This window comes from Flavobacterium sangjuense, assembly GCF_004797125.1.
GTDB classification, from domain to species: Bacteria; Bacteroidota; Bacteroidia; order Flavobacteriales; family Flavobacteriaceae; genus Flavobacterium; species Flavobacterium sangjuense.
The window spans coordinates 1,913,749-1,933,829 of the sequence record NZ_CP038810.1 but is presented as its reverse complement, the minus strand read 5'-3'; the positions used below and the strand labels follow the sequence as shown (position 1 = coordinate 1,933,829).

General features: G+C 36.1%; 22 protein-coding genes. 14 read left to right on the top strand and 8 right to left on the bottom strand.

Annotation, left to right across the window (positions count from 1 at the left end):
- Nucleotides 1-23 precede the first annotated feature (23 nt).
- Nucleotides 24-953 (bottom strand): aspartate carbamoyltransferase catalytic subunit, encoded by a 930-nt coding sequence (locus GS03_RS08400; protein ID WP_136152094.1) that lies wholly within the window; start codon nucleotides 951-953, stop codon nucleotides 24-26.
- A 44-nt stretch (nucleotides 954-997) separates the two neighbouring features.
- Nucleotides 998-1,531, bottom strand: coding sequence for a bifunctional pyr operon transcriptional regulator/uracil phosphoribosyltransferase PyrR (pyrR, locus tag GS03_RS08395; RefSeq protein ID WP_136152093.1), 534 nt, complete (start codon nucleotides 1,529-1,531; stop codon nucleotides 998-1,000).
- A gap of 129 nt (nucleotides 1,532-1,660) precedes the next feature.
- Here pyrR and GS03_RS08390 point away from each other — a divergent pair, with 129 nt between their 5' ends.
- The 14 genes from GS03_RS08390 (at nucleotide 1,661) to GS03_RS08325 (ending at nucleotide 13,904) form a co-directional block, all read left to right on the top strand.
- On the top strand, nucleotides 1,661-2,071 hold the full coding sequence (locus GS03_RS08390) for a DUF1801 domain-containing protein (protein ID WP_136152092.1): 411 nt from the start codon (nucleotides 1,661-1,663) through the stop codon (nucleotides 2,069-2,071).
- 16 nt (nucleotides 2,072-2,087) lie between these two features.
- Entirely contained in the window at nucleotides 2,088-2,546 is a 459-nt protein-coding gene (locus tag GS03_RS08385) for an SRPBCC family protein (RefSeq protein WP_136152091.1), read from the top strand.
- 129 nt (nucleotides 2,547-2,675) lie between these two features.
- A complete protein-coding gene (locus GS03_RS08380) occupies nucleotides 2,676-3,182 on the top strand; it encodes a YybH family protein (protein ID WP_136152090.1) in 507 nt (168 codons plus the stop codon).
- Between the two features lie 78 nt (nucleotides 3,183-3,260).
- Nucleotides 3,261-4,388 carry a methionine aminotransferase gene (locus tag GS03_RS08375; RefSeq protein ID WP_136152089.1) on the top strand — a complete coding sequence of 376 codons (1,128 nt, stop codon included), beginning with the start codon at nucleotides 3,261-3,263 and terminating at the stop codon, nucleotides 4,386-4,388.
- A 70-nt stretch (nucleotides 4,389-4,458) separates the two neighbouring features.
- Nucleotides 4,459-6,069, top strand: a complete 1,611-nt coding sequence (locus GS03_RS08370) for a tetratricopeptide repeat protein (protein ID WP_136152088.1) — start codon at nucleotides 4,459-4,461, stop codon at nucleotides 6,067-6,069.
- A gap of 198 nt (nucleotides 6,070-6,267) precedes the next feature.
- The gene (locus tag GS03_RS08365) at nucleotides 6,268-7,194 is read left to right on the top strand and encodes a T9SS type A sorting domain-containing protein (protein WP_136152087.1); all 927 of its coding nucleotides are present in this window, start codon (nucleotides 6,268-6,270) and stop codon (nucleotides 7,192-7,194) included.
- A 111-nt stretch (nucleotides 7,195-7,305) separates the two neighbouring features.
- A complete protein-coding gene (locus GS03_RS08360; RefSeq protein ID WP_168710290.1) occupies nucleotides 7,306-8,187 on the top strand; it encodes an SDR family oxidoreductase in 882 nt (293 codons plus the stop codon).
- Between the two features lie 114 nt (nucleotides 8,188-8,301).
- Nucleotides 8,302-9,069 (top strand): ParA family protein, encoded by a 768-nt coding sequence (locus GS03_RS08355; protein ID WP_136152086.1) that lies wholly within the window; start codon nucleotides 8,302-8,304, stop codon nucleotides 9,067-9,069.
- Nucleotides 9,070-9,072: 3 nt separating this feature from the next.
- On the top strand, nucleotides 9,073-9,972 hold the full coding sequence (locus tag GS03_RS08350) for a ParB/RepB/Spo0J family partition protein (RefSeq protein WP_136152085.1): 900 nt from the start codon (nucleotides 9,073-9,075) through the stop codon (nucleotides 9,970-9,972).
- Nucleotides 9,972-10,529: a DUF5683 domain-containing protein gene (locus tag GS03_RS08345; RefSeq protein ID WP_136152084.1), complete on the top strand. Its 558-nt coding sequence runs from the start codon at nucleotides 9,972-9,974 to the stop codon at nucleotides 10,527-10,529. The genes GS03_RS08350 and GS03_RS08345 overlap by 1 nt, the downstream gene beginning before the upstream one ends.
- Nucleotides 10,530-11,234, top strand: coding sequence for a 4-hydroxy-tetrahydrodipicolinate reductase (gene dapB / locus GS03_RS08340; RefSeq protein WP_136152083.1), 705 nt, complete (start codon nucleotides 10,530-10,532; stop codon nucleotides 11,232-11,234).
- Between the two features lie 67 nt (nucleotides 11,235-11,301).
- Nucleotides 11,302-12,855 (top strand): signal peptidase I, encoded by a 1,554-nt coding sequence (lepB, locus tag GS03_RS08335; protein ID WP_136152082.1) that lies wholly within the window; start codon nucleotides 11,302-11,304, stop codon nucleotides 12,853-12,855.
- Nucleotides 12,856-12,891: 36 nt separating this feature from the next.
- Entirely contained in the window at nucleotides 12,892-13,269 is a 378-nt protein-coding gene (locus GS03_RS08330; RefSeq protein WP_136152081.1) for a four helix bundle protein, read from the top strand.
- A 20-nt stretch (nucleotides 13,270-13,289) separates the two neighbouring features.
- A complete protein-coding gene (locus GS03_RS08325; RefSeq protein ID WP_136152080.1) occupies nucleotides 13,290-13,904 on the top strand; it encodes a WbqC family protein in 615 nt (204 codons plus the stop codon).
- Here GS03_RS08325 and GS03_RS08320 read toward each other — a convergent pair whose 3' ends face one another.
- From GS03_RS08320 to GS03_RS08295, 6 genes are all read right to left on the bottom strand, one after another.
- Nucleotides 13,905-14,954, bottom strand: coding sequence for an endonuclease/exonuclease/phosphatase family protein (locus GS03_RS08320; RefSeq protein ID WP_136152079.1), 1,050 nt, complete (start codon nucleotides 14,952-14,954; stop codon nucleotides 13,905-13,907).
- A 20-nt stretch (nucleotides 14,955-14,974) separates the two neighbouring features.
- Entirely contained in the window at nucleotides 14,975-15,844 is an 870-nt protein-coding gene (locus GS03_RS08315) for a rhomboid family intramembrane serine protease (RefSeq protein ID WP_136152078.1), read from the bottom strand.
- A gap of 3 nt (nucleotides 15,845-15,847) precedes the next feature.
- Nucleotides 15,848-16,681 carry a rhomboid family intramembrane serine protease gene (locus GS03_RS08310; protein WP_136152077.1) on the bottom strand — a complete coding sequence of 278 codons (834 nt, stop codon included), beginning with the start codon at nucleotides 16,679-16,681 and terminating at the stop codon, nucleotides 15,848-15,850.
- On the bottom strand, nucleotides 16,678-18,528 hold the full coding sequence (gene mutL, locus GS03_RS08305) for a DNA mismatch repair endonuclease MutL (protein ID WP_136152076.1): 1,851 nt from the start codon (nucleotides 18,526-18,528) through the stop codon (nucleotides 16,678-16,680). The genes GS03_RS08310 and mutL overlap by 4 nt, the downstream gene beginning before the upstream one ends.
- Before the next feature lie 157 nt (nucleotides 18,529-18,685).
- Nucleotides 18,686-19,180 carry a 6,7-dimethyl-8-ribityllumazine synthase gene (gene ribH, locus GS03_RS08300; protein WP_136152075.1) on the bottom strand — a complete coding sequence of 165 codons (495 nt, stop codon included), beginning with the start codon at nucleotides 19,178-19,180 and terminating at the stop codon, nucleotides 18,686-18,688.
- Between the two features lie 73 nt (nucleotides 19,181-19,253).
- Nucleotides 19,254-20,042, bottom strand: coding sequence for a tetratricopeptide repeat protein (locus GS03_RS08295; protein WP_136152074.1), 789 nt, complete (start codon nucleotides 20,040-20,042; stop codon nucleotides 19,254-19,256).
- Nucleotides 20,043-20,081: the final 39 nt, after the last annotated feature.

Sequence of the window (20,081 nt, the reverse complement as noted above, 5' to 3'; positions counted from 1 at the left end):
ATCCCGACTAGTTCGGGATTTTTTTATGGTTGTATTTTAGAAGCCAAAAGATAGATTACCGCCATTCTAATAGCAACACCGTTTTCGACTTGGTCTAAGATGACCGATTGTTTGGAGTCGGCAACATCTGAAGTGATTTCTACACCACGATTTATTGGTCCGGGATGCATGATTACAATTTCTTTGGATAAAGAATCCAAAAGCTGTTTGTCAACACCATACTGCTGAGCATATTCCCGTGTTGACGGAAAGTAATTCACATCCATTCTTTCGTTTTGAACGCGAAGCATATTCGCCACATCACACCATTCAAGTGCTTTTCGCAGGTTTGGTTCAACGGTTACGCCAAGACTTTCAATGTGCTTCGGAATCAGGGTTTTTGGTCCGCATACTTTTACTTCGGCACCTTGCATTTGCAGCGCATAGATATTCGACAAGGCAACTCGTGAGTGTAGAATATCGCCTACGATTACCACTTTCTTTCCTCCTACTTCTCCCAGTCTTTCTTTGATAGAATAACTATCCAACAATGCTTGTGTCGGATGTTCGTGTGCTCCGTCTCCAGCGTTGATGATGCTTGCTTTTACGTTTTGTGATAAGAAGTAAGCGGCACCAGGATTGGCATGACGCATAACTACCATATCCACTTTCATCGAAAGGATATTGTTTACGGTGTCTATCAGCGTTTCTCCTTTTTTTACCGAAGATTGTGCTGTCGAAAAACTAATCACATCTGCAGAAAGTCTTTTTTGAGCTAACTCGAAAGACAATTTGGTTCGTGTACTATTTTCGAAAAAGATGTTGGCAATGGTAATGTCGCGCAGTGATGGCACTTTTTTGATTGGCCGATTAATGACTTCCTTGAAATGGTCAGCTATTTCAAATATCAAATCGATATCCTGTTTGTTCAGATATTTTATCCCTAATAAATGGTTGACTGATAGCTCGGACATTTTATTTTAGTTGTGTGTTTCTTTTTATACTTATCCCTTTTGACTTAACTCAAATAAACCGCATCTTCCCCATCCTTCTCCTTCCAGCAGACTTTTACTTTTTCATCGTTAATCACATCTACCTGACGACCGCGATAATCGGGTTGTATTGGCAGATGGCGGCTGAATCGTCTGTCTATCAATACTAATAATTCTATTTCAGCTGGTCTTCCAAAGGATTGTATGGCGGTCAGCGCAGCCCGAATACTTCTTCCGGTAAAGAGCACATCATCAATAAAGACTACTTTTTTATCTTCTACCAGAAAGTCGATTTGCGTTTTATTTGCTTCTAATTGTTTTTCGCCACGACGGAAATCATCACGAAAAAACGTAATATCCAAAAAGCCTAGCGAAATATTTTTGATGTTGTAATCGGTTTCTAAAATGGTCTTCAAGCGTTCTGCAAGTGATACGCCGCGTGGCTGAATGCCTATGAGAACTGAGTTGGAAAAATCGAGGTGATTTTCGATTAACTGACAAGCCAAACGATGGAGTATGATATTGACTTCTTTGGAAGTGAGCAATACTTTTTGACTCATGATAGTGTTGTTTGGGTTGTAAAAGTAGTATTTTTTATTGAGTGTGTCAACTGCGCGGTAAATTTTAAGTGTTTGACAAAATGTTTCGTGTGTGTTTTTTGTTAATTTTACTATACTGAAAACAATCCCATGGCCAAACCAGCAGAAATAAAAACAAAGGAAAACGACGCCAGTGTACTCGATTTTCTAAATGGCGTTGCCGAGGAACAAAAACGCAAAGACAGTTTTGTAATATTGGAAATGATGAAAAAGGCAACTGGTCTAGAACCAAAAATGTGGGGCGCTTCCGTGATTGGTTTTGGGAATATCAGGTATAAAAGTCCGGCCTCAGGGCGCGAAGTCGATTGGCTTAAGATTGGTTTTTCTCCACGCAAGGCAAACTTATCGCTGTTTCCTTTGCATCTGCAGGCACAGGCTGAAATGTTAGAAAAATTGGGCAAACACAAAACAGGTGTTGGCTGTCTTTATATTAACAAGCTGGAAGATATCAATCTGAAAGTCTTGGAAGAAATCATTACTACAGCTGCAAAAAATAACTAAAACTAATGGTATGGAAATGTCATCAGAAATAATCGCAACCACACCCGACAGCGAAATTGTAAGCACGAGAACTGTAAACTTCCCAATAGAGCTGGTTTTCAAAGCCTGGTCAGAACCCAATCATTTGAAAAATTGGTGGGGACCAAAAGGTTTTACCAACACGTTTAACGAATTCGACTTTAGAGTTGGTGGAAAATGGAGCTTTATAATGCACGGTCCGGACAAAGGAAATTACGTCAATGAAGTGGAGTTCATCAAAATAGAAAAACCAACGCTAATCGCCTGGAAACGTCATTCAAAACCGCTGTTTCAAATTCTGGCAACCTTTGAAGAACTATCCAACGACAGCACAAAGATTGTTTTTAAAATGCTTTTTAATACGGTTGAAGAATGCAACAAACTAAAACCATATGTAGTCGATAAAAACGAAGAAAACTTTGATAAGCTCGAAGTAGTCTTAGCCAAAATGTCCTAAATTTTTCTCACTACCGGTTAATATTTTATTGAATAAATATCTGACAGTAAATAAATTATCATTACCTTTAACTGCCCTTAGTCTTGTGGTTTAGCCTAAAAACTAATATTAATTTAAACCAACCAATTTATGAAAAACAAGATGTTAAAAGGGATTGGACTAGCAATAATTACAGCTTTAGTTATTGCCTGTCAACCAAAAAAAGAAGAAGAAACTGCAGCAGCACCAGTTGTTGACAAAGAAGCTATCAAAGCCGAATTACAAACTATGGAATCCGCATTTGCTGATGCCATGAATGCCGGAAAGCCGGAATCAATTGTGTATTACTCTGATGATGTAGTTAGTTATGAGCAAAACGCAGCACCGCTGGCTGGCAAGCAAGCAGTTGATGCCAAGTTAGCTGACCAGGTTAAAAATATGGGAAGCGGTAATAAAATCTCTTATACTGCCAACGAAGTTTTTCCTTCAAGTGATGGAAATCAGGTAGTAGAATTAGGCAGTTACAAATTAGTTGATTCTACAGGAACGAAAAAAGCCAGCGGGAATTATATGGCACTGTTTGAAAAAAGAGATGGTAAATATGTTTGCATTCGAGATATGGGTGCATCAGATATGCCTAAAGAAGAAAAAAAATAATTCTATCACAGTTTATTTTGAGAGGCACTTCCAATTGGAGGTGCTTTTTTTGTATTTTTAAATTCCTAAAAAAAGTATATGTCCAAACTTCCGCATATTGGCACCACTATATTTACAGTAATGTCACAAATGGCAACTGAGTGCAATGCCATCAATCTTTCACAAGGTTTTCCCAATTTTCCGGTTGACAAACAATTAACTGATATTGTCGCTCGATTGGCAACCCAAAACGTACATCAATACGCCCCAATGAGTGGATATCCGCCGCTTTTAGAAAAGATTTCCAACCTTACACAGCAATCCTATCAAAGAGTGGTTAATCCAAAAGAGGATATCCTAATCACCGCTGGCGCGACCGAAGGAATATTTGCCACGATTCAGGCTTTAGTCAATGCAAATGAGGAAGTTATTATTCTTGATCCGAGTTATGATTGCTATGAAGCACCAATTTTATTGTGTAATGCCAAACCAATTCGGATTTCGCTCAATGATGATTATACACCCAATTGGGAAAAGATAAATGAAGTGGCAAATGAGAAAACGAAACTTATCATCACCAATAATCCGCATAATCCAACAGGAAAAACATGGACAGAAAGTGATTTTATTCAATTGGAAAAACTTGCTGACTCCTTCCCTAACCTGATTGTACTTTCGGATGAAGTTTATGAATACATCACTTTTGAACAGCCTCACATTTCAATACATCATCGTCCAAAATTGTGGAATCGCAGCATCACCGTTTCTTCTTTTGGGAAATCGTTTCATATTACCGGCTGGAAAATTGGCTACGTCATTGCGCCGGAACATTTGATGAAAGAAATCAAAAAAGTACATCAGTTCCTGGTTTTTAGTGTGAACAGCATTTCGCAGATTGCGATTTCAGAATATTTAGATATAGTTGATGTCTACAGTTTGGGGAATTTCTACCAACAGAAAAGAGATTTCTTCCGTAATTTATTGAAAGAAACCAAACTCCAACTCTTGCCTTGCGAAGGCACTTATTTCCAGGTTGCTTCTTATGCTGGAATTTCAAACGAAGATGATTTGACGTTCACCAAAAGACTTGTAACCGAATTTGGCGTGGCTGCCATTCCGATTTCTATTTTCTATGCCAATGAAAAGGATGCTAAATGCATTCGTTTTTGTTTTGCCAAAGATGATTCAACACTAATTGAAGCCGCAGAACGATTGATGAAATTATAAATAAATAACTGTTTACTTATTGTACACCTCTAATTTTAGGAATGCCAATAAAAAAATCTAATTTTGGATTATGAATTTCATCCGATCAGTTTTAGTTTCTATCATTTTGTTTCTTTCGCTAAGCGGAAATGCCTCGCCGTCACAAAACCCGTTGATGCAAAAAGGTTGGGCGGCCTTGGTAAAAGACAACGAAAACGAAGCTTTTCAATATTTTTGGCAGGCACACGAAAAAGCAAAGGCAGCTAAAAATACCGCTGACAATGCTGAATCGCTTCTCTATCTAGGAATCTGTTCTTATGGTTCCAGCCTTGAAAAAGGATTGCAATTTGTCACTCAATCACTTAATGAATATAAACTTCTGGAGAAAACAAATCCCGAAAAAGCGTTGATTGGCCGTTACAAATGTTTGCAACTCATCAGTACCATTTACGTTCGTCAAAAAAAATACGACGAAGCCATGCGTTTAAGCAGTGAAGTTGTTGCGGAACTAAAAGGCAAAAACGATACTTCCGGAACATTGGGATTGGCGTACAATAGTCTTGGTTCTTTGCACGAATTAAAGAATGAAAAATCCGAAGCCGAAAGCTATTATACTTTGGCTTTAAAAGAATTTGAGAAAGGGAATAACATCGCCTATCTTCCGTCATCTTATTGTCGATTGGGTGAAATTGCTTCAGCCAAAAACCAAAAAGAAATCAGTTTAGATTATTTTAAAAAATCACTGAATCTAGCCATAACTTCTGAGAATAAACAAGCTTTGGTTAACGCTTATGTTGCCATTGGAAAATGGTATCTTAAGTTTGACAACAACTTCCTTCAGGCTGAATCTCTTTTTAATAAAGCCAGAGTAATTTCAATACCACTTTCGGATAAAACTTTTGAAATCAAAACGATAGAAGCTTTAATTGAACTGAAAAGGAAAGAAGAAAATTTCAAAGAAGTAAGCCAATTGCAAAATGAAGTTATCGCCATTAAAGACAGTTTTTACTCTTTCGAAAGAGAACAAATTGTAAAAAGTCTGGAAGTGCAATTTGATGTTTCTGAGAAAAACAGAAAGCTGCGACTAATATCTGCAGAAAAAGAAGTTTCCAAACTGACCAATTATCTTTTGATAACGCTTTTGGGCTTATTGATTGTAGTGTTTACCATTTTATATTTCTTTCTGAAACGAATCAACAAGCGAGACAAACAATTACTCAAAACCAAAGAGGAATTGGTAAATCTAATGGAAGAACAAAAACAACTTAAAGAGCAGCAATTCCAAAACGACATCGAATATAAAGAAAGTCAGCTGAGTGCTGTGACAATTCAAATGTTAGAAAAAAACGAATTGCTCGATGAAATAAAAACCATACTCAACAGAAAAGAACCAACATCGGAAAAAGAAATCAAAAAGCTGGTCAGCAAATACACTATTCAGGACAACAACTGGAAAGATTTTGACAATTATTTTGAAAGCGTCAACAAGAATTTCTACACACGTTTAAAACAGAAATATCCTGAAATCAGTTCCAATGATTTAAAAATTTGCGCCTTGATCAAATTGAATTTATCGATTAAGGAAATGGCTTCTATCTTAAACATTTCTCCTGACAGTGTCAAAACAGCACGTCACCGCTTGCGCAAAAAACTACAACTAAACACCGAAGAAAACCTTACCGATTTTATTCTTTCAGTGTAAACAAAGTCAATAATACTGGGCTTTTTCACGATGTTTACCTATTGTCAACCTATTATTTTAGTTTGCACAGAAATTTAAAATTAGCTTTGTTTTTGAAATTTGCTATGAAATCGAAAGATTCACGAACACCAAAAAAATATAGGGCGTGAGTAAAAAGAATTTCAAAAGATTCATTCTATTAACCAAAAAATAATTGTTATGAAAAAGAACTATTTTATTTTAAGTCTGGCGCTTTTAGTTGCCCCTTTTTGCTCTCAAGCCCAAGTTGTTAATGGCAACTTTGAAAATGTCAAACCCAATTTCCTTCCAAGTAATTGGGGAATGACTTTTTTGCAAGAAATTGTTTTTGATGCTCAAACCGGTGAGCAGCTTGGCGACCAAATCCAATACACTTGGTGTTTTCCATCAATGGTGTATGCCTCATTCGAAGCTAAAGATGGTCAATATGCCATGGAAGTTTCCAATGCTTATAATTGGACTCAAGACATTGTTATTCCGGGAACGGCTACCCTTTTTGAAAATCCCGAAGAAGACGGTCCAGGATGGAATCCCGGAGTGCCTGTTGATCCAAACAGTTCGATAATTCTACTTGGATTTGATTACAAATTTTTGCCTGCTGGTAATGATGTTGCCGAAGCTACATTGGTGGTGAATGACGCTAACGGAAATGAAATAGGCACGGCTTCTCTTGATATCAGTGGTGTACACGACACTTACACTTATGTTTATGCACCAATTGCTGTAACGCACCCAGGAACTCCGGCGTTTATGTATATTTCTTTCAATATGGCTAAAGCAGGTTCAATACCAACTTTCGGCTCACGTTTAATTGTTGACAATGTTATTGTTAATTTTAGCGCTCTGATAGTTGATAATCATTCACAAGACGCAAAAGTGTATCCAACGCTGGCTGACAATGAATTGAACATTGTTCCAAATGGTTTCTCTGAATCGGTTTCGTATAAAATAATCAATTCTGAAGGCAAAATCGTAAAACAAAATACGGTGAATCAGGATTCAACTTATGTTTACACTATGGATGTTAGTGATCTTAGTGCAGGAATGTATTTCTTAAACATTCAGGATGAAACAAAAAACAGCACTAAAAAGTTCATCAAAAAATAAAAAATCGTTTTGTTAAATAAGTTAATTGCTTATGCCGAATTGTTAGTGAATGCTACAATTCGGCATATTTTTTTCAAAGGTTTTATCTATATTTACTGAAAATTAAACCTTATGAATTTCTCAGCAAAAATGCTTCGCGATAATGCCTTATCCGACAAAGTAATAGTAGTAACTGGTGGCGGAAGCGGTTTGGGCAAAGCCATGACCAAATACTTTTTAGAATTAGGTGCTAAAGTTGCCATTTCTTCCCGTGATATAGAAAAACTAAAAACCACTGCAGCCGAATTAGAAAAAGAAACCGGTGGAAAATGCCTGCCAATTCAGTGCGATGTTCGTCATTATGACCAAGTAGAAGCCATGCTTGCTCAGACATTAGAAGCTTTTGGCAAAGTAGATGTATTACTTAACAATGCTGCCGGAAACTTCATCTCTCCTACCGAAAGACTTTCTGCCAACGCTTTTGATACTATCATTGACATCGTTTTAAAAGGTTCTAAAAACTGTACACTCGCTTTTGGAAAACATTGGATTGCCGAAAAACAAACCAATTGTAATGTCCTGAATATTGTCACGACTTATGCCTGGACAGGTTCGGGTTATGTGGTACCAAGTGCAACTGCCAAAGCCGGAGTTTTAGCAATGACCAGAAGTTTGGCTGTAGAATGGGCAAAATATGGCATCCGAATGAACGCCATTGCTCCGGGACCATTTCCAACAAAAGGTGCCTGGGACAGATTGTTGCCTGGAGATTTAGCAGAAAAATTTGATATGGCAAAGAAAGTACCGCTAAAACGAGTTGGCGACCATCAGGAATTAGCCAATTTGGCTGCTTATTTAGTTTCCGATTTCTCTGCGTATATTAATGGAGAAGTGGTGACGATTGATGGTGGAGAATGGTTGCAAGGCGCGGGACAATTCAACATTTTAGAAAAAATTCCACAGGAAATGTGGGATATGCTGGAGATGATGATTAAGAATAAAGGCAGTAAATAGATTAGTTTTCAACTAGTTCTTTCCTCTTCAAAACTTTACAAGAATGTTAACAAAATTACGTTGGCAAAGCCATAATTAATTGTATTTTTACCGCTCAAAATCTACAAAAAACAAATGGGTAAAATCATTGCTATTGCTAATCAAAAAGGTGGTGTTGGAAAAACAACAACTTCTGTAAACCTTGCAGCATCACTGGGAGTTTTAGAAAAAAAAGTGCTTTTAATAGACGCTGATCCACAAGCCAACGCCAGCTCGGGTTTAGGCATTGATGTGGAAAATGTTGCTATTGGTACATATCAAATTCTGGAACACAGCAATACTCCAAAAGAAGCTATAATTCCATGCAGCGCTCCAAATGTTTCGGTAATTCCGGCGCATATTGATTTGGTTGCCATTGAAATTGAATTGGTTGACAAAGAAAACCGTGAGTACATGCTTAAACAAGCGTTGGAAAGTGTGAAAGATGATTATGATTATATCTTAATTGATTGTGCACCGTCTTTAGGTTTACTAACATTAAATGCTTTAACCGCTGCTGATAGCGTAGTTATTCCAATTCAATGTGAATATTTTGCTTTGGAAGGTTTAGGAAAACTATTAAACACGATTAAAAGTGTTCAAAAAATACACAACGCCAATTTAGATATCGAAGGACTTTTATTGACCATGTTTGATTCTCGTTTGCGATTGTCGAATCAAGTGGTTGAAGAAGTGCAAAAACATTTTAGCGATATGGTTTTCAAAACAATCATTCAGCGAAATGTGAAATTAAGCGAAGCACCAAGTTTTGGTGAAAGTATTATTAACTTTGATGCTACGAGCAGAGGCGCTACAAACTACTTAAGTTTGGCACAAGAAATTATCAAGAAAAACAGCAATTAAGCTATGGCAAAAGCTATAAAAAAACAAGCATTAGGAAGAGGTTTATCAGCCTTGTTGAAAGATCCTGAGAATGATATTAAATCGATTGGTGATAAAAATGCCGACAAATTGGTGGGCAATATCATCGAGTTAGATATTGAGGCAATTGCCATAAATCCATTTCAACCGAGAAGTAATTTCAATGAGGATTCTCTTCAGGAATTAGCATCTTCTATCAAAGAATTGGGATTAATCCAACCTATTACCGTTCGAAAATTAGACTTCAACAAATACCAACTGATTTCGGGTGAACGTCGTTTGCGTGCTTCAAAAATGGTGGGCTTGACTACAGTTCCGGCTTACATCCGAATTGCCAATGACAATGAGTCGTTGTTAATGGCTTTGGTAGAAAATATCCAACGTCACGATTTAGACCCAATTGAGATTGCGCTTTCGTATCAAAGATTAATTGACGAAATCCAATTGACACAGGAACAAATGAGCGAACGTGTTGGAAAAAAACGTTCAACGATTGCTAACTATTTGCGTTTGTTAAAGTTAGACCCAATTATCCAAACCGGAATTCGTGATGGATTCATCAGTATGGGTCATGGTCGCGCGATTATCAATATAGAAAATCAGGACGTTCAAACCGATATTTACCAAAAAATAGTAAGCCAAAATCTTTCGGTTCGTGAGACTGAAGCTTTGGTAAAAAATTATCAGGACAGTATTAAACCTACTGCAACGAAAGCCAAAAAGACTGCTTCTTTTAAAGTTGACGATGAGCAGAAAAAAGCATTTGTAAATTTCTTTGGCTCCAAAATCGATGTAAAAATTGCAGGAAACGGTAAAGGAAAAATTACGATTCCATTTCACTCTGAAGAAGATTTTAACCGCATTATCAAACTAATAAAAGGTTAGTGAATAAGATTTTCTACATAGTTTTGCTTTTATTTCTATTTGGAAATCAATCGGTTTTTTCTCAGAAAATTGGCGACGCTTTAAAGGCAAAAGATACTCTGAAATTAAGGGAAATTGATCCACTTCGACCAACAAAAGCAGCTTTTTATTCTGCCATTCTTCCGGGTTTAGGACAGGCTTACAATAAAAAATACTGGAAAATTCCAATTGTGTATGGTGCCATTGGAAGCAGCCTTTACTTTTACATTGATAACAATAAAAAATACCATAAAGTTCGTAATGCTTACAAGCGTAGATTATTGGGTTTTAACGATGACCAATATCAATATCTTGACGATAATCGGTTAGTACAAGCCCAACGTTTTTACCAACGAAATAGAGATTTATCCTTGATGATTTCTGTTGGTCTTTATATTTTAAATATTGTGGATGCCAATGTAGATGCGCATTTGATACAGTTTAACGTGAACGATAAATTGTCTTTTCAGCCCGAAGTTTATCCAAACGAAATCAACTATAAACCCAATTTAGGTCTAACTTTAAATTATAAATTCTAAATGAAAATAGCCTTATTAGGATATGGTAAAATGGGGAAAGTAATCGAAAGAATTGCTTTGGAAAGAGGTCATGAAATTGTTTTGAAAAAGGATGAACACAATACTTTTGATGGTCTAGAAAAAGCTGATGTTGCTATTGATTTTAGTGCGCCAAGTGTTGCCGTTGAAAATATCTCAACTGCTATCAACCATGGAATTCCGGTGATCTCGGGAACTACAGGTTGGCTTGAAAATTACCATCAGATAGAAAGACTTTGTAACGAAAAAAATGCCGCTTTTCTTTATGGTTCCAATTTTAGTCTGGGTGTAAATTTGTTCTTTGAACTAAATGATTATCTGGCAAAGATGATGGCTAAGTTTAAAGATTACAAAGTGTCGATGGAAGAAATTCATCATATTCATAAACTGGACAAACCAAGCGGGACTGCGATTTCATTGGCCAATGCTGTCATCAATCGTACCGATAAAAACAATTGGGCAATCGAAAATCCAAAAGAAGATGATGTCTTTATCGATGTAAAACGAATCGACGATGTTCCGGGAACACACAGCGTTTTTTACAATTCTGATGTTGATTTTATCGAAATAAAACATGTAGCTCACAACCGCGAAGGTTTTGCACTTGGAGCCGTGATTGCATCCGAATGGATTATTGGTAAAAAAGGTATTTTCTCTATGAAAGATGTGTTGGATTTACATAAATAAATTATAAAATTGTAACAAATCGCCCAACAGTTAAACTTATAGCTCATTAACTTTTAAACTCGGCCTTATGTCATTATATCAGTGGTTCATATTTTTCCTTTTAGTCCAAATCGTTCATGGTTTGGGAACTTGGAAATTATACGAAAAAGCAGGAAGAAAATCTTGGGAAGCTTTTGTCCCGGTATATAATTCCATCATTTTGATGAAAATCATCAACAGAGAGACTTGGTGGACATTACTCCTATTTATTCCGATTGTCAATTTGATAATGTTTCCTGTGATTTGGGTAGAAACCCTGAGAAGCTTTGGCAAAAACTCAACTGCTGATACTTTGTTAGGCATTTTCACTTGTGGATTTTATATTTATTATATCAATTATACACAGGATGTTAAATACATTACAGATAGAAGTTTGGTAGCAACCACAAAAACCGGTGACACCATTAGTTCTTTACTTTTTGCAATTGTTGTGGCGACTTTGGTACATACTTACGTGATGCAGCCCTACACTATTCCGACTTCTTCTTTGGAAAAATCATTGCTTATTGGAGACTTCCTTTTTGTGAGCAAATTTCATTATGGTGCCAGAACACCAATGACAACAGTAGCTGCACCAATGGTTCACGACACTTTGCCAATCATAAAAACAAAATCTTATTTGAGTTGGCCACAATTACCCTACTTTAGATTTCCTGGTTTTGAAAAAATAGAAAAAAATGATATTGTTGTTTTCAACTGGCCAGCCGATACAGTTTACAAATTCTTTGACACTTCAGGAAGAAGCATTGCAAAACCTGTTGACAAAAAATCAAACTATGTAAAACGCTGTCAAGGTACACCTGGTGATTCGTTGCAAATAAAAAACGGAACCGTTTATATCAACGGAAAAGAATTAATCTTACCGGAAAGAGCCAAGACACAGTATTCTTATGCGGTAACTTATGATATGAATAATCCGGATCTTGATTTTGAGTATTTGTTAAATCAAGTTGGTTCTACTGATGGTGCAGGTTTTAAAAGCGAAGCAAGAGATACTTTATACTTAAGAGCATTAACCAAAGCTGGCGCTGAAACACTCAGAAGTGTTACCGGAATTAAATCGGTTACGCAAATAGTTGCTAAAGAAGGTGAACCAAATATTTTTACGCACAATCCAAATTGGAATGGAGACAATTTTGGTCCGATATACATTCCGGAGGCTGGAAAAACAGTTGCGTTAAATCTAAAAACGCTTCCTTTCTATAAGAGATTGATTTCCGTTTACGAAAAACACGATTTAAAAGTGGTTGGCGATGACATTTATATAGATGACAAAAAAGTAACAAGCTATACTTTCCAGCAAAACTACTATTGGATGATGGGAGACAACCGTCATAACTCTGAAGACAGCCGTTATTGGGGTTATGTTCCGGAAGATCATATCGTTGGAAAACCAGTTTTTATTTGGATGAGTTGGGACAGCAACGGAAAAGGACTTAACAAAATCCGTTGGGAAAGATTATTCACAACCGTTGGCGGTGACGGGCTACCACAATCCTATTTCAAATATTTCCTTGGTTTGTTAGCCTTGTATTTTGTTGGAGATTATTTCTGGAAGAAACGAAAAGCTAAAAATAGTTAATTTGATTATTCGGTAATTTGGTTATTCGTAAAGTGTATGTATGTCTTTTCTTTTGAAAAATTAGAAGTTTGGGTAGAAGCTAAAGAGTTTTCCAAGTCTGTTTATGAAATAACTACACACTTTCCTGATACAGAAAAATTTGGATTAACATCACAACTTAAAAGAGCTTCCATATCAATTGCATCTAATATTGCTGAAGGTTCAGCACGAAAAAACTATAAAGATAAAGCCCATTTTACTACAATTGCATTCGGCTCTGCTGTGGAAGTACTCAACCAATTAATTATTTCATTTGAGTTAAATTTTGTTTCAGAAGTTGATTATTTAAAATTAAGAGAGCAGTTAGAAAGTATCACTAACAAACTAAATTCTCTAAGAAATTATCAAATCGACAAATCGAACGAAATCAAATAACCAAATTACCGAATAACCAAATGAACAACATCTTAATCCATCCAAGTTACTTTCCTTCAATCAGTCATTTTGTGGCGATTGCCAAAGCTGATATTGTAACGTTTGAAATGGAAGATAATTTTCAGAAGCAAACCAACCGTAACCGAATGTATATTTACAGTCCAAACGGAATTCAGCTGTTGAATGTTCCGATTAAGCATAACAAAGAAAGACATCAACGTATAAAAGAAGTAAGAATTGAGAACGATTTTGATTGGCAAAAGCAACACTTCAAATCGCTGGAAGCCGCTTATAGAACTTCACCTTTCTTCGAATATTTTGAAGATGATATTGCCCCAATTTTTCAAAAGAAACATACCTTTTTGATGGACTTGAACTTGGAAACAATGTCATTTGTATCTAAGTGTTTGCGTTTGGAATTTGATTATGATGAAACTACCGAATATTTCCATGAAGTAAATGACAAAGTCGATTTCAGAAATCTAATCAACGGCAAAAAAGATACTACATCTTTTGAATCTTATACACAGGTTTTTGGCGACAAACATGGCTATCTAAACAACCTTTCTATTTTGGATTTGCTTTTCAATGAAGGAAGATATGCGTTGGATTATTTGAAGAAACAACAATTTTAGTTACTCAATAAAACTCAATCTCGTCATTATCGGAAAGTGATCGGAATTTTCAAAATTGGTAAACGTTTTGAAGTTTTTGACTTTCATTTTTTTACTGGCAAAAATATAGTCAATTCGGGCAGGATAATATTTGAATTTATAGGTTTGGCCAAACCCATTTCCGGATTCTACAAAACAATCATTCAAATCAGATTTGATGCTTCGATAAACATACGAAAACGGACTATTATTCATATCGCCACAAATAATCACAGGATAAGTACACTCGTTTTTATGCTTAACTAAAATCTCAGCTTGCAGTTCCTGTTTCTTAAAAGCATCACGTATTCTGCTAAAAAGTTGTTGGGATTTGCTTTGGTTTATAGCATCAACATGCTCGGAAATCTCATTCACATCGGGAGAAATTTTGATGGATTGCAAATGAATGTTATACACTCTAATCGTGTCTTTCCCTTTTCTGATATCGGCATAAATGATATTATTTCCCGCTGTTGGAATTTTGAAATCGCCCTGGTTAAAAATTGGAAATTTAGAGAAAATAGCTTGTCCCGTTTTGATTTGTTTGCCTTCCATAAAAATGGCTTTGTACTTGTAAATTCTCAAATCAATTTTAGCATTTTCAGAATATTCCTGAATACACAAAATATCAGGATTTTGCTCATTGATAAAACTCAAAATAGTATTACCAACATTATCATTATCAATCCAGTCAAACAAGTTAAACAGGCGAACGTTATAACTCATCACTGTAAAATCCTTTTCGGTTGCCTCAATATCATGGGACGAAAACTTGTAGAATTTATTAATAAACGTAATCCCAAGTAATAAAACCAAACCGGAAAGTATAACCTGACGTTTTAATTGCAACAACCAATAAATAAAAAACAAGGCGTTTATAATAAGAAACAGCGGCAAAATCAAGGTCAACACCGAAAGCAGCGGAAACATTTTGGGTGCCAGAAATGGTAAAACATAAGCAACAAAAGTCAATACAGTAACAACTATATTGAATGCAAATACTACTTTATTAAACCACGAAAGTTTTTTCATTTAATTTTTTAACTGAATACTTATTTCCCTGCTTTAAACAGAAACTCTTTCTCTTCTGCTGTCAGACTATCATAACCCGATTGACTGATTTTATCCAAAATCTCGTCAAGCTGTTGTTGTGTTTTGTCTTTGACAACAATTTTACTCTCTCTTTTTACGGCAGGTTTTTTGGGGTTAACATGCACTTTTTTGAAAGGTGTTGATTGCTTTTTACTGAATAAATTCAATACTGAGTCTACAATCTTACTCAAATCGGTTCCGTTTTGCAACAGTCTGATGTAAATATAGCCAAAAAATGCTCCGCTCAAATGCGCAATATGTCCGCCGGTGTTATTCATAGGCAGTTGAATCAAATCAAGAAGCAAAAACAAAATTGCAATTTGCCATAGCTTTACTTTTCCAAACAATGCCAATCTAACATCCATAAAGGGTTGATAAGCAGTTGTGGCAATTAAGACAGCCATGATTGCACCTGAAGCACCAACCATAGTTGTACTAACATTAACCAACATCGGAAGGTAATGATAACCCAATAAATAAATAAGTCCTGAAAAAATAGCTGAAAGCAAATAAACGCCTAACAGTTGCTTTTGTGTAAAAAAAGTAAGAAACAATCGAGTGGTAAAATGCAGCATCAGCATATTAAACACTAAATGAATGACACCAAAATGGAAAAAAGCATAGCTTAAAACAGACCAAGGTTTCCAAGCTAAATCGCTCCAATTGGTAGACAAGCTAACATAACTGAGGTAATCAATATTGACATGGAAAAGTTGAGCTAGAGCAAAAAAAACTTCAGGTACAGCAAAAAGAATGAGATTCCAAAAAATCAATCGGACACCTACATTCCCAATCTTGTATTGAAATTTTAAGTCTTGTATTAAATTCATATTTTAATTCCAACGGTTTTTATTAAACTGATTTCGTTTCCAATACCACATCATTACAAAACCTGTTAATGCTCCACCAACATGGGCAAAATGGGCAATTCCAGTTCCGCCGGCACCAAAAAGAGAACTTCCTCTAAAGCCTAAAAATAAATCGATTGCAATTATTCCCGGCACAAAATATTTAGCCTTAATCGGAATTGGAATAAACATAATACCCAATTCTGCGGATGGAAACATAAAAGCAAACGCTGTTAACAACCCATAAATAGCTCCGGAAGCTCCAAGTGAAGTCGATTGAAAATTTTGAACTGCTGATGCCAAAATATTAAACTGCTCTTGTGTACAATGGGCATTATCTAAAATAGTTTTCACTTTACTCGCTACCATCTGCCCTTTTTCATCAAAAACGCTGCTATAATCGGTACTTAAAAGAATATGGATATCGCTATTCGAAAAATTCAAACTCGAAAGCTGCTCTAAAGCATATTGAATTTGGAAATAATTTACCGCCGTATGCAACGCTGCCGCACCTAATCCGCAGGAAATATAAAAGAAAATGAATTTCTTGGCTCCCCAAAAATGTTCCAATGCAGCTCCAAAAGAAACCAAAGCGAACATATTGAAAACAATATGCATAATTCCCGCTGAACTTCCCTGACCATAAACTGGAGCATGCATAAACATTGCAGTTAATGGCTGCCAAAACCTAAAATTGGAATTTCCTGGATAATATTCTGAAAGTAATTGATAGGCTACATCGCCAACAATATTGGAACCTACATAAAATATAATATTGATAATAAGTAACTGCTTAACAGTATCGGTCATTCGCATCATACGCTGAATTTTTTATCTAAATCTTCCACACTCATCGTGATGAATGTTGGTTTTTGAAATGGTGACACATTCGGTTCTTTGCAGGCAAAAAGATTGTGCACCAAATTTTCCTGTTCTTTTTCGGTTAAATAGGTTCCGGTTTTTACTGCCAGACTTTTGGCCATCGATTTGGCAATGGTATCATTTTGACTAAAACTGCTATCCGGAATTCCATCATGCAAGTCACTCAATAACTCTTCCAAAACGATAGAAATTTCACTTTCGGTCACATTGACAGGCAAACCCGAAATTACCACATTGTCTTCGTTAATCGCTTCAAAAATAAATCCGGTACTTTCCAAAGAAGATTTTAATTCGGCTATTAATTCGATTTCATCTGACGAATAATACAACTGCAACGGAAACAACATTTGCTGGCTTGATGCCTGATGCACCGTCATGCTTGTCAAAAAGGCTTCATACAAAACGCGTTCGTGCGCCCGTTTCTGATTGATAATAACCATACCCGATTTTATTGGGCTAACGATATACTTCTTTTGAATTTGATAGGTTCGCTTAACTTCCTGCTCCATTTCATTTTCTTCAAATAACGAAGAAGTTACGGCTTCATTTTCAAAAGTCATTTCGGCTATCTCTTGTCCCGCTTGTTTTAAACCAACATAAAGACTTTCCCAACTCGGTTGCGCTTCCGGTTTTTTATAATTGGAAGAAGATGCAAAAGCTTTATTTGGCTTCTCTTCTGAAAATGGATTATAAGTACGGTCGACCTGAATTGTTGGATATTCAGCTTCTTTATTTTGATATTGATATGGCGTATCTAAATTTGGATCTCTATCGAAATCTAACACAGGAGCTACATTAAATTGCCCCAAACTGTGTTTAATTGATGAACGCAGTATAGCATACAAAGCATGTTCATCGTCAAACTTAATTTCGGTTTTCGTTGGATGAATATTGATATCAATCGAATGTGGCGGCACATCTAAGTATAAAAAATAACTTGGCTGCGCACCGTCTTTTAACAGACCTTCGTAGGCAGCCATAACGGCGTGATGCAGATAACCACTTTTGATAAATCGGTTGTTGACAAAAAAGAATTGTTCTCCTCTGTTTTTCTTTGAGAATTCAGGTTTTCCGATAAAGCCGTGAAGGTTTACGATTTCGGTTTCTTCTTTTGCCGGCACTAATTTTTCATTGGTTTTACCCGAAAAAATATTGACAATACGTTGTCTGAAATTCGAAATTGGCAGGTTGAACATTTCACTGCCATTGTGATACATCGTAAAATGAATATTCGGATGCGCCATCGCGACACGCTGAAATTCATCAACAATATAGCGTTGTTCCACCGTATCTGATTTTAAGAAATTGCGTCGCGCCGGAATATTAAAAAATAAATTTTTAACCGAAAACGAAGTGCCTTTTGGCAACACGGAAGGTTCTTGTGAAACAAACTTACTGCCTTCAATAATGATGTGCGTTCCCAATTCATCCTGCTCCTGCTTGGTCTTCATTTCGACATGTGCAATCGCAGCAATAGAAGCTAATGCTTCGCCACGAAACCCTTTTGTATGCAACGAAAATAAATCTTCCGCGTGACGAATTTTTGAAGTAGCATGACGCTCAAAACACAAACGGGAATCGGTAATACTCATTCCAAGTCCATTATCAATAACCTGAATCAATGATTTACCGGCGTCTTTAATAATAAGTTTTATGTCGGTTGCTTTGGCATCAACAGCATTTTCTAATAATTCTTTAACTACAGAAGCTGGTCTTTGTACTACTTCGCCGGCAGCAATTTGGTTGGCAACATGATCGGGAAGTAATTGAATTATGCTTGACATTCTTTAGTGTTCAGTGTTCAGTAATAAGTATTCAGTAGGAAAACCGAAGTTAGCAAATTTAATAAAAAAGTATTCGGATTTGTTGTTAATAACTGCCTAAAAATAAAAAACCTATTCACAATGGAATAGGCTTCTATTTTATATTGAAAAACAAATATTATGAATTCGTTTTCCTTCTTAAATCAGCCATTTTTATCGCGGCAATCGCGGCTTCGGTTCCTTTATTTCCATGAACGCCACCACTTCTGTCTATGGATTGCTGTTCGTTGTTATCGGTCAATAAACAAAAAATCACAGGAACATCGGTTTGCACATTCAAATCTTTGATGCCTTGGGTTACGCCTTCGCAAACAAATTCGAAATGCATCGTTTCTCCTTTTATCACGCAGCCAATGGTAATCACCACATCAACTTCCTGCGTAACAATCATTCGCTGCGCGCCATAAACAAGTTCAAAACTTCCGGGAACATTCCAACGGATAATATTTTCCGGTTTGGCACCACAATCTAACAAGGCAGCTTCTGCCCCATTATATAAACCGTTTGTGATATGATCGTTCCATTCTGAAACAACAATCCCAAACCGAAAGTCCTTCGCGTTTGGAAGGCTATTTTTATCATAATTAGATAAATTCTTATTTGCAGTTGCCATAAAATTTATTTTTAAAAACAAAAAAGGATTAAAGATACAATCCTTAATCCTTTTTCTAAACTTTTTCTTTGAATTATTGTGCTAAACCAATCAAAGCATCAACAGCTTGCGCTTCCGGAGTTGCTTCGTAATTATCTTTGATATCATTGAAATACTTTAAAGCATCTGCTTTATTTCCTAAAACCAATGCTGTTTTACCAGCTTTTAATAAATACCTTGGTCTTGTTAATTCGTTTTTGTTAGCATCAGCTGCTTTGATATAATGCTCTAAAGCTTCTTTTTGCTTGTTTTGTTGCGCATAAGCATCACCAACTGCTCCAATTGCTAAAGTGCTCAACATAATATCATCCGATTTGAATTTCTCTAAACTAGCAATCGCTTCAGCATATTTTTTAGTATTCAAATACGAGATTCCTGCGTAGTAGTTCGCTAAATTCCCGGCATCAGTTCCTGAATATTCGTCAGCAATTTTCACTACTCCAAATTTCCCTTCAGACCCTTTCAAAACTAAACTATATAATGAATCTGCTTTGGTTCCCGAAGCATCAACCGCTTTTTGAAAGTTTTGTTGCGCCACAAATAATTCATTTGCTGCTTCTTCCTGGCTTGGCTCAGCAATAAATTTTTGGTATAATAAATAAGATACTGTCGCTAGCGCCACAATAGTAAGGAATCCTAAAATATATTTTTGATTTTTGGCTACAAAATCTTCAGCTCTCGAAGCCGATTGATCTAAAGTATCAAATGCTTTTGCTGTTGCGCTGTCTTTTTCATCAACATTTACATCTTCAATGTAGTTATTGTCTAATTTCTCTGCTTTTTCTTTTGGTGCTTTATATCCTCTTTTGTTAAAAGTTGCCATTTATTTTTAATTTAGTGTGCGCAAAAATAAAAATTAATT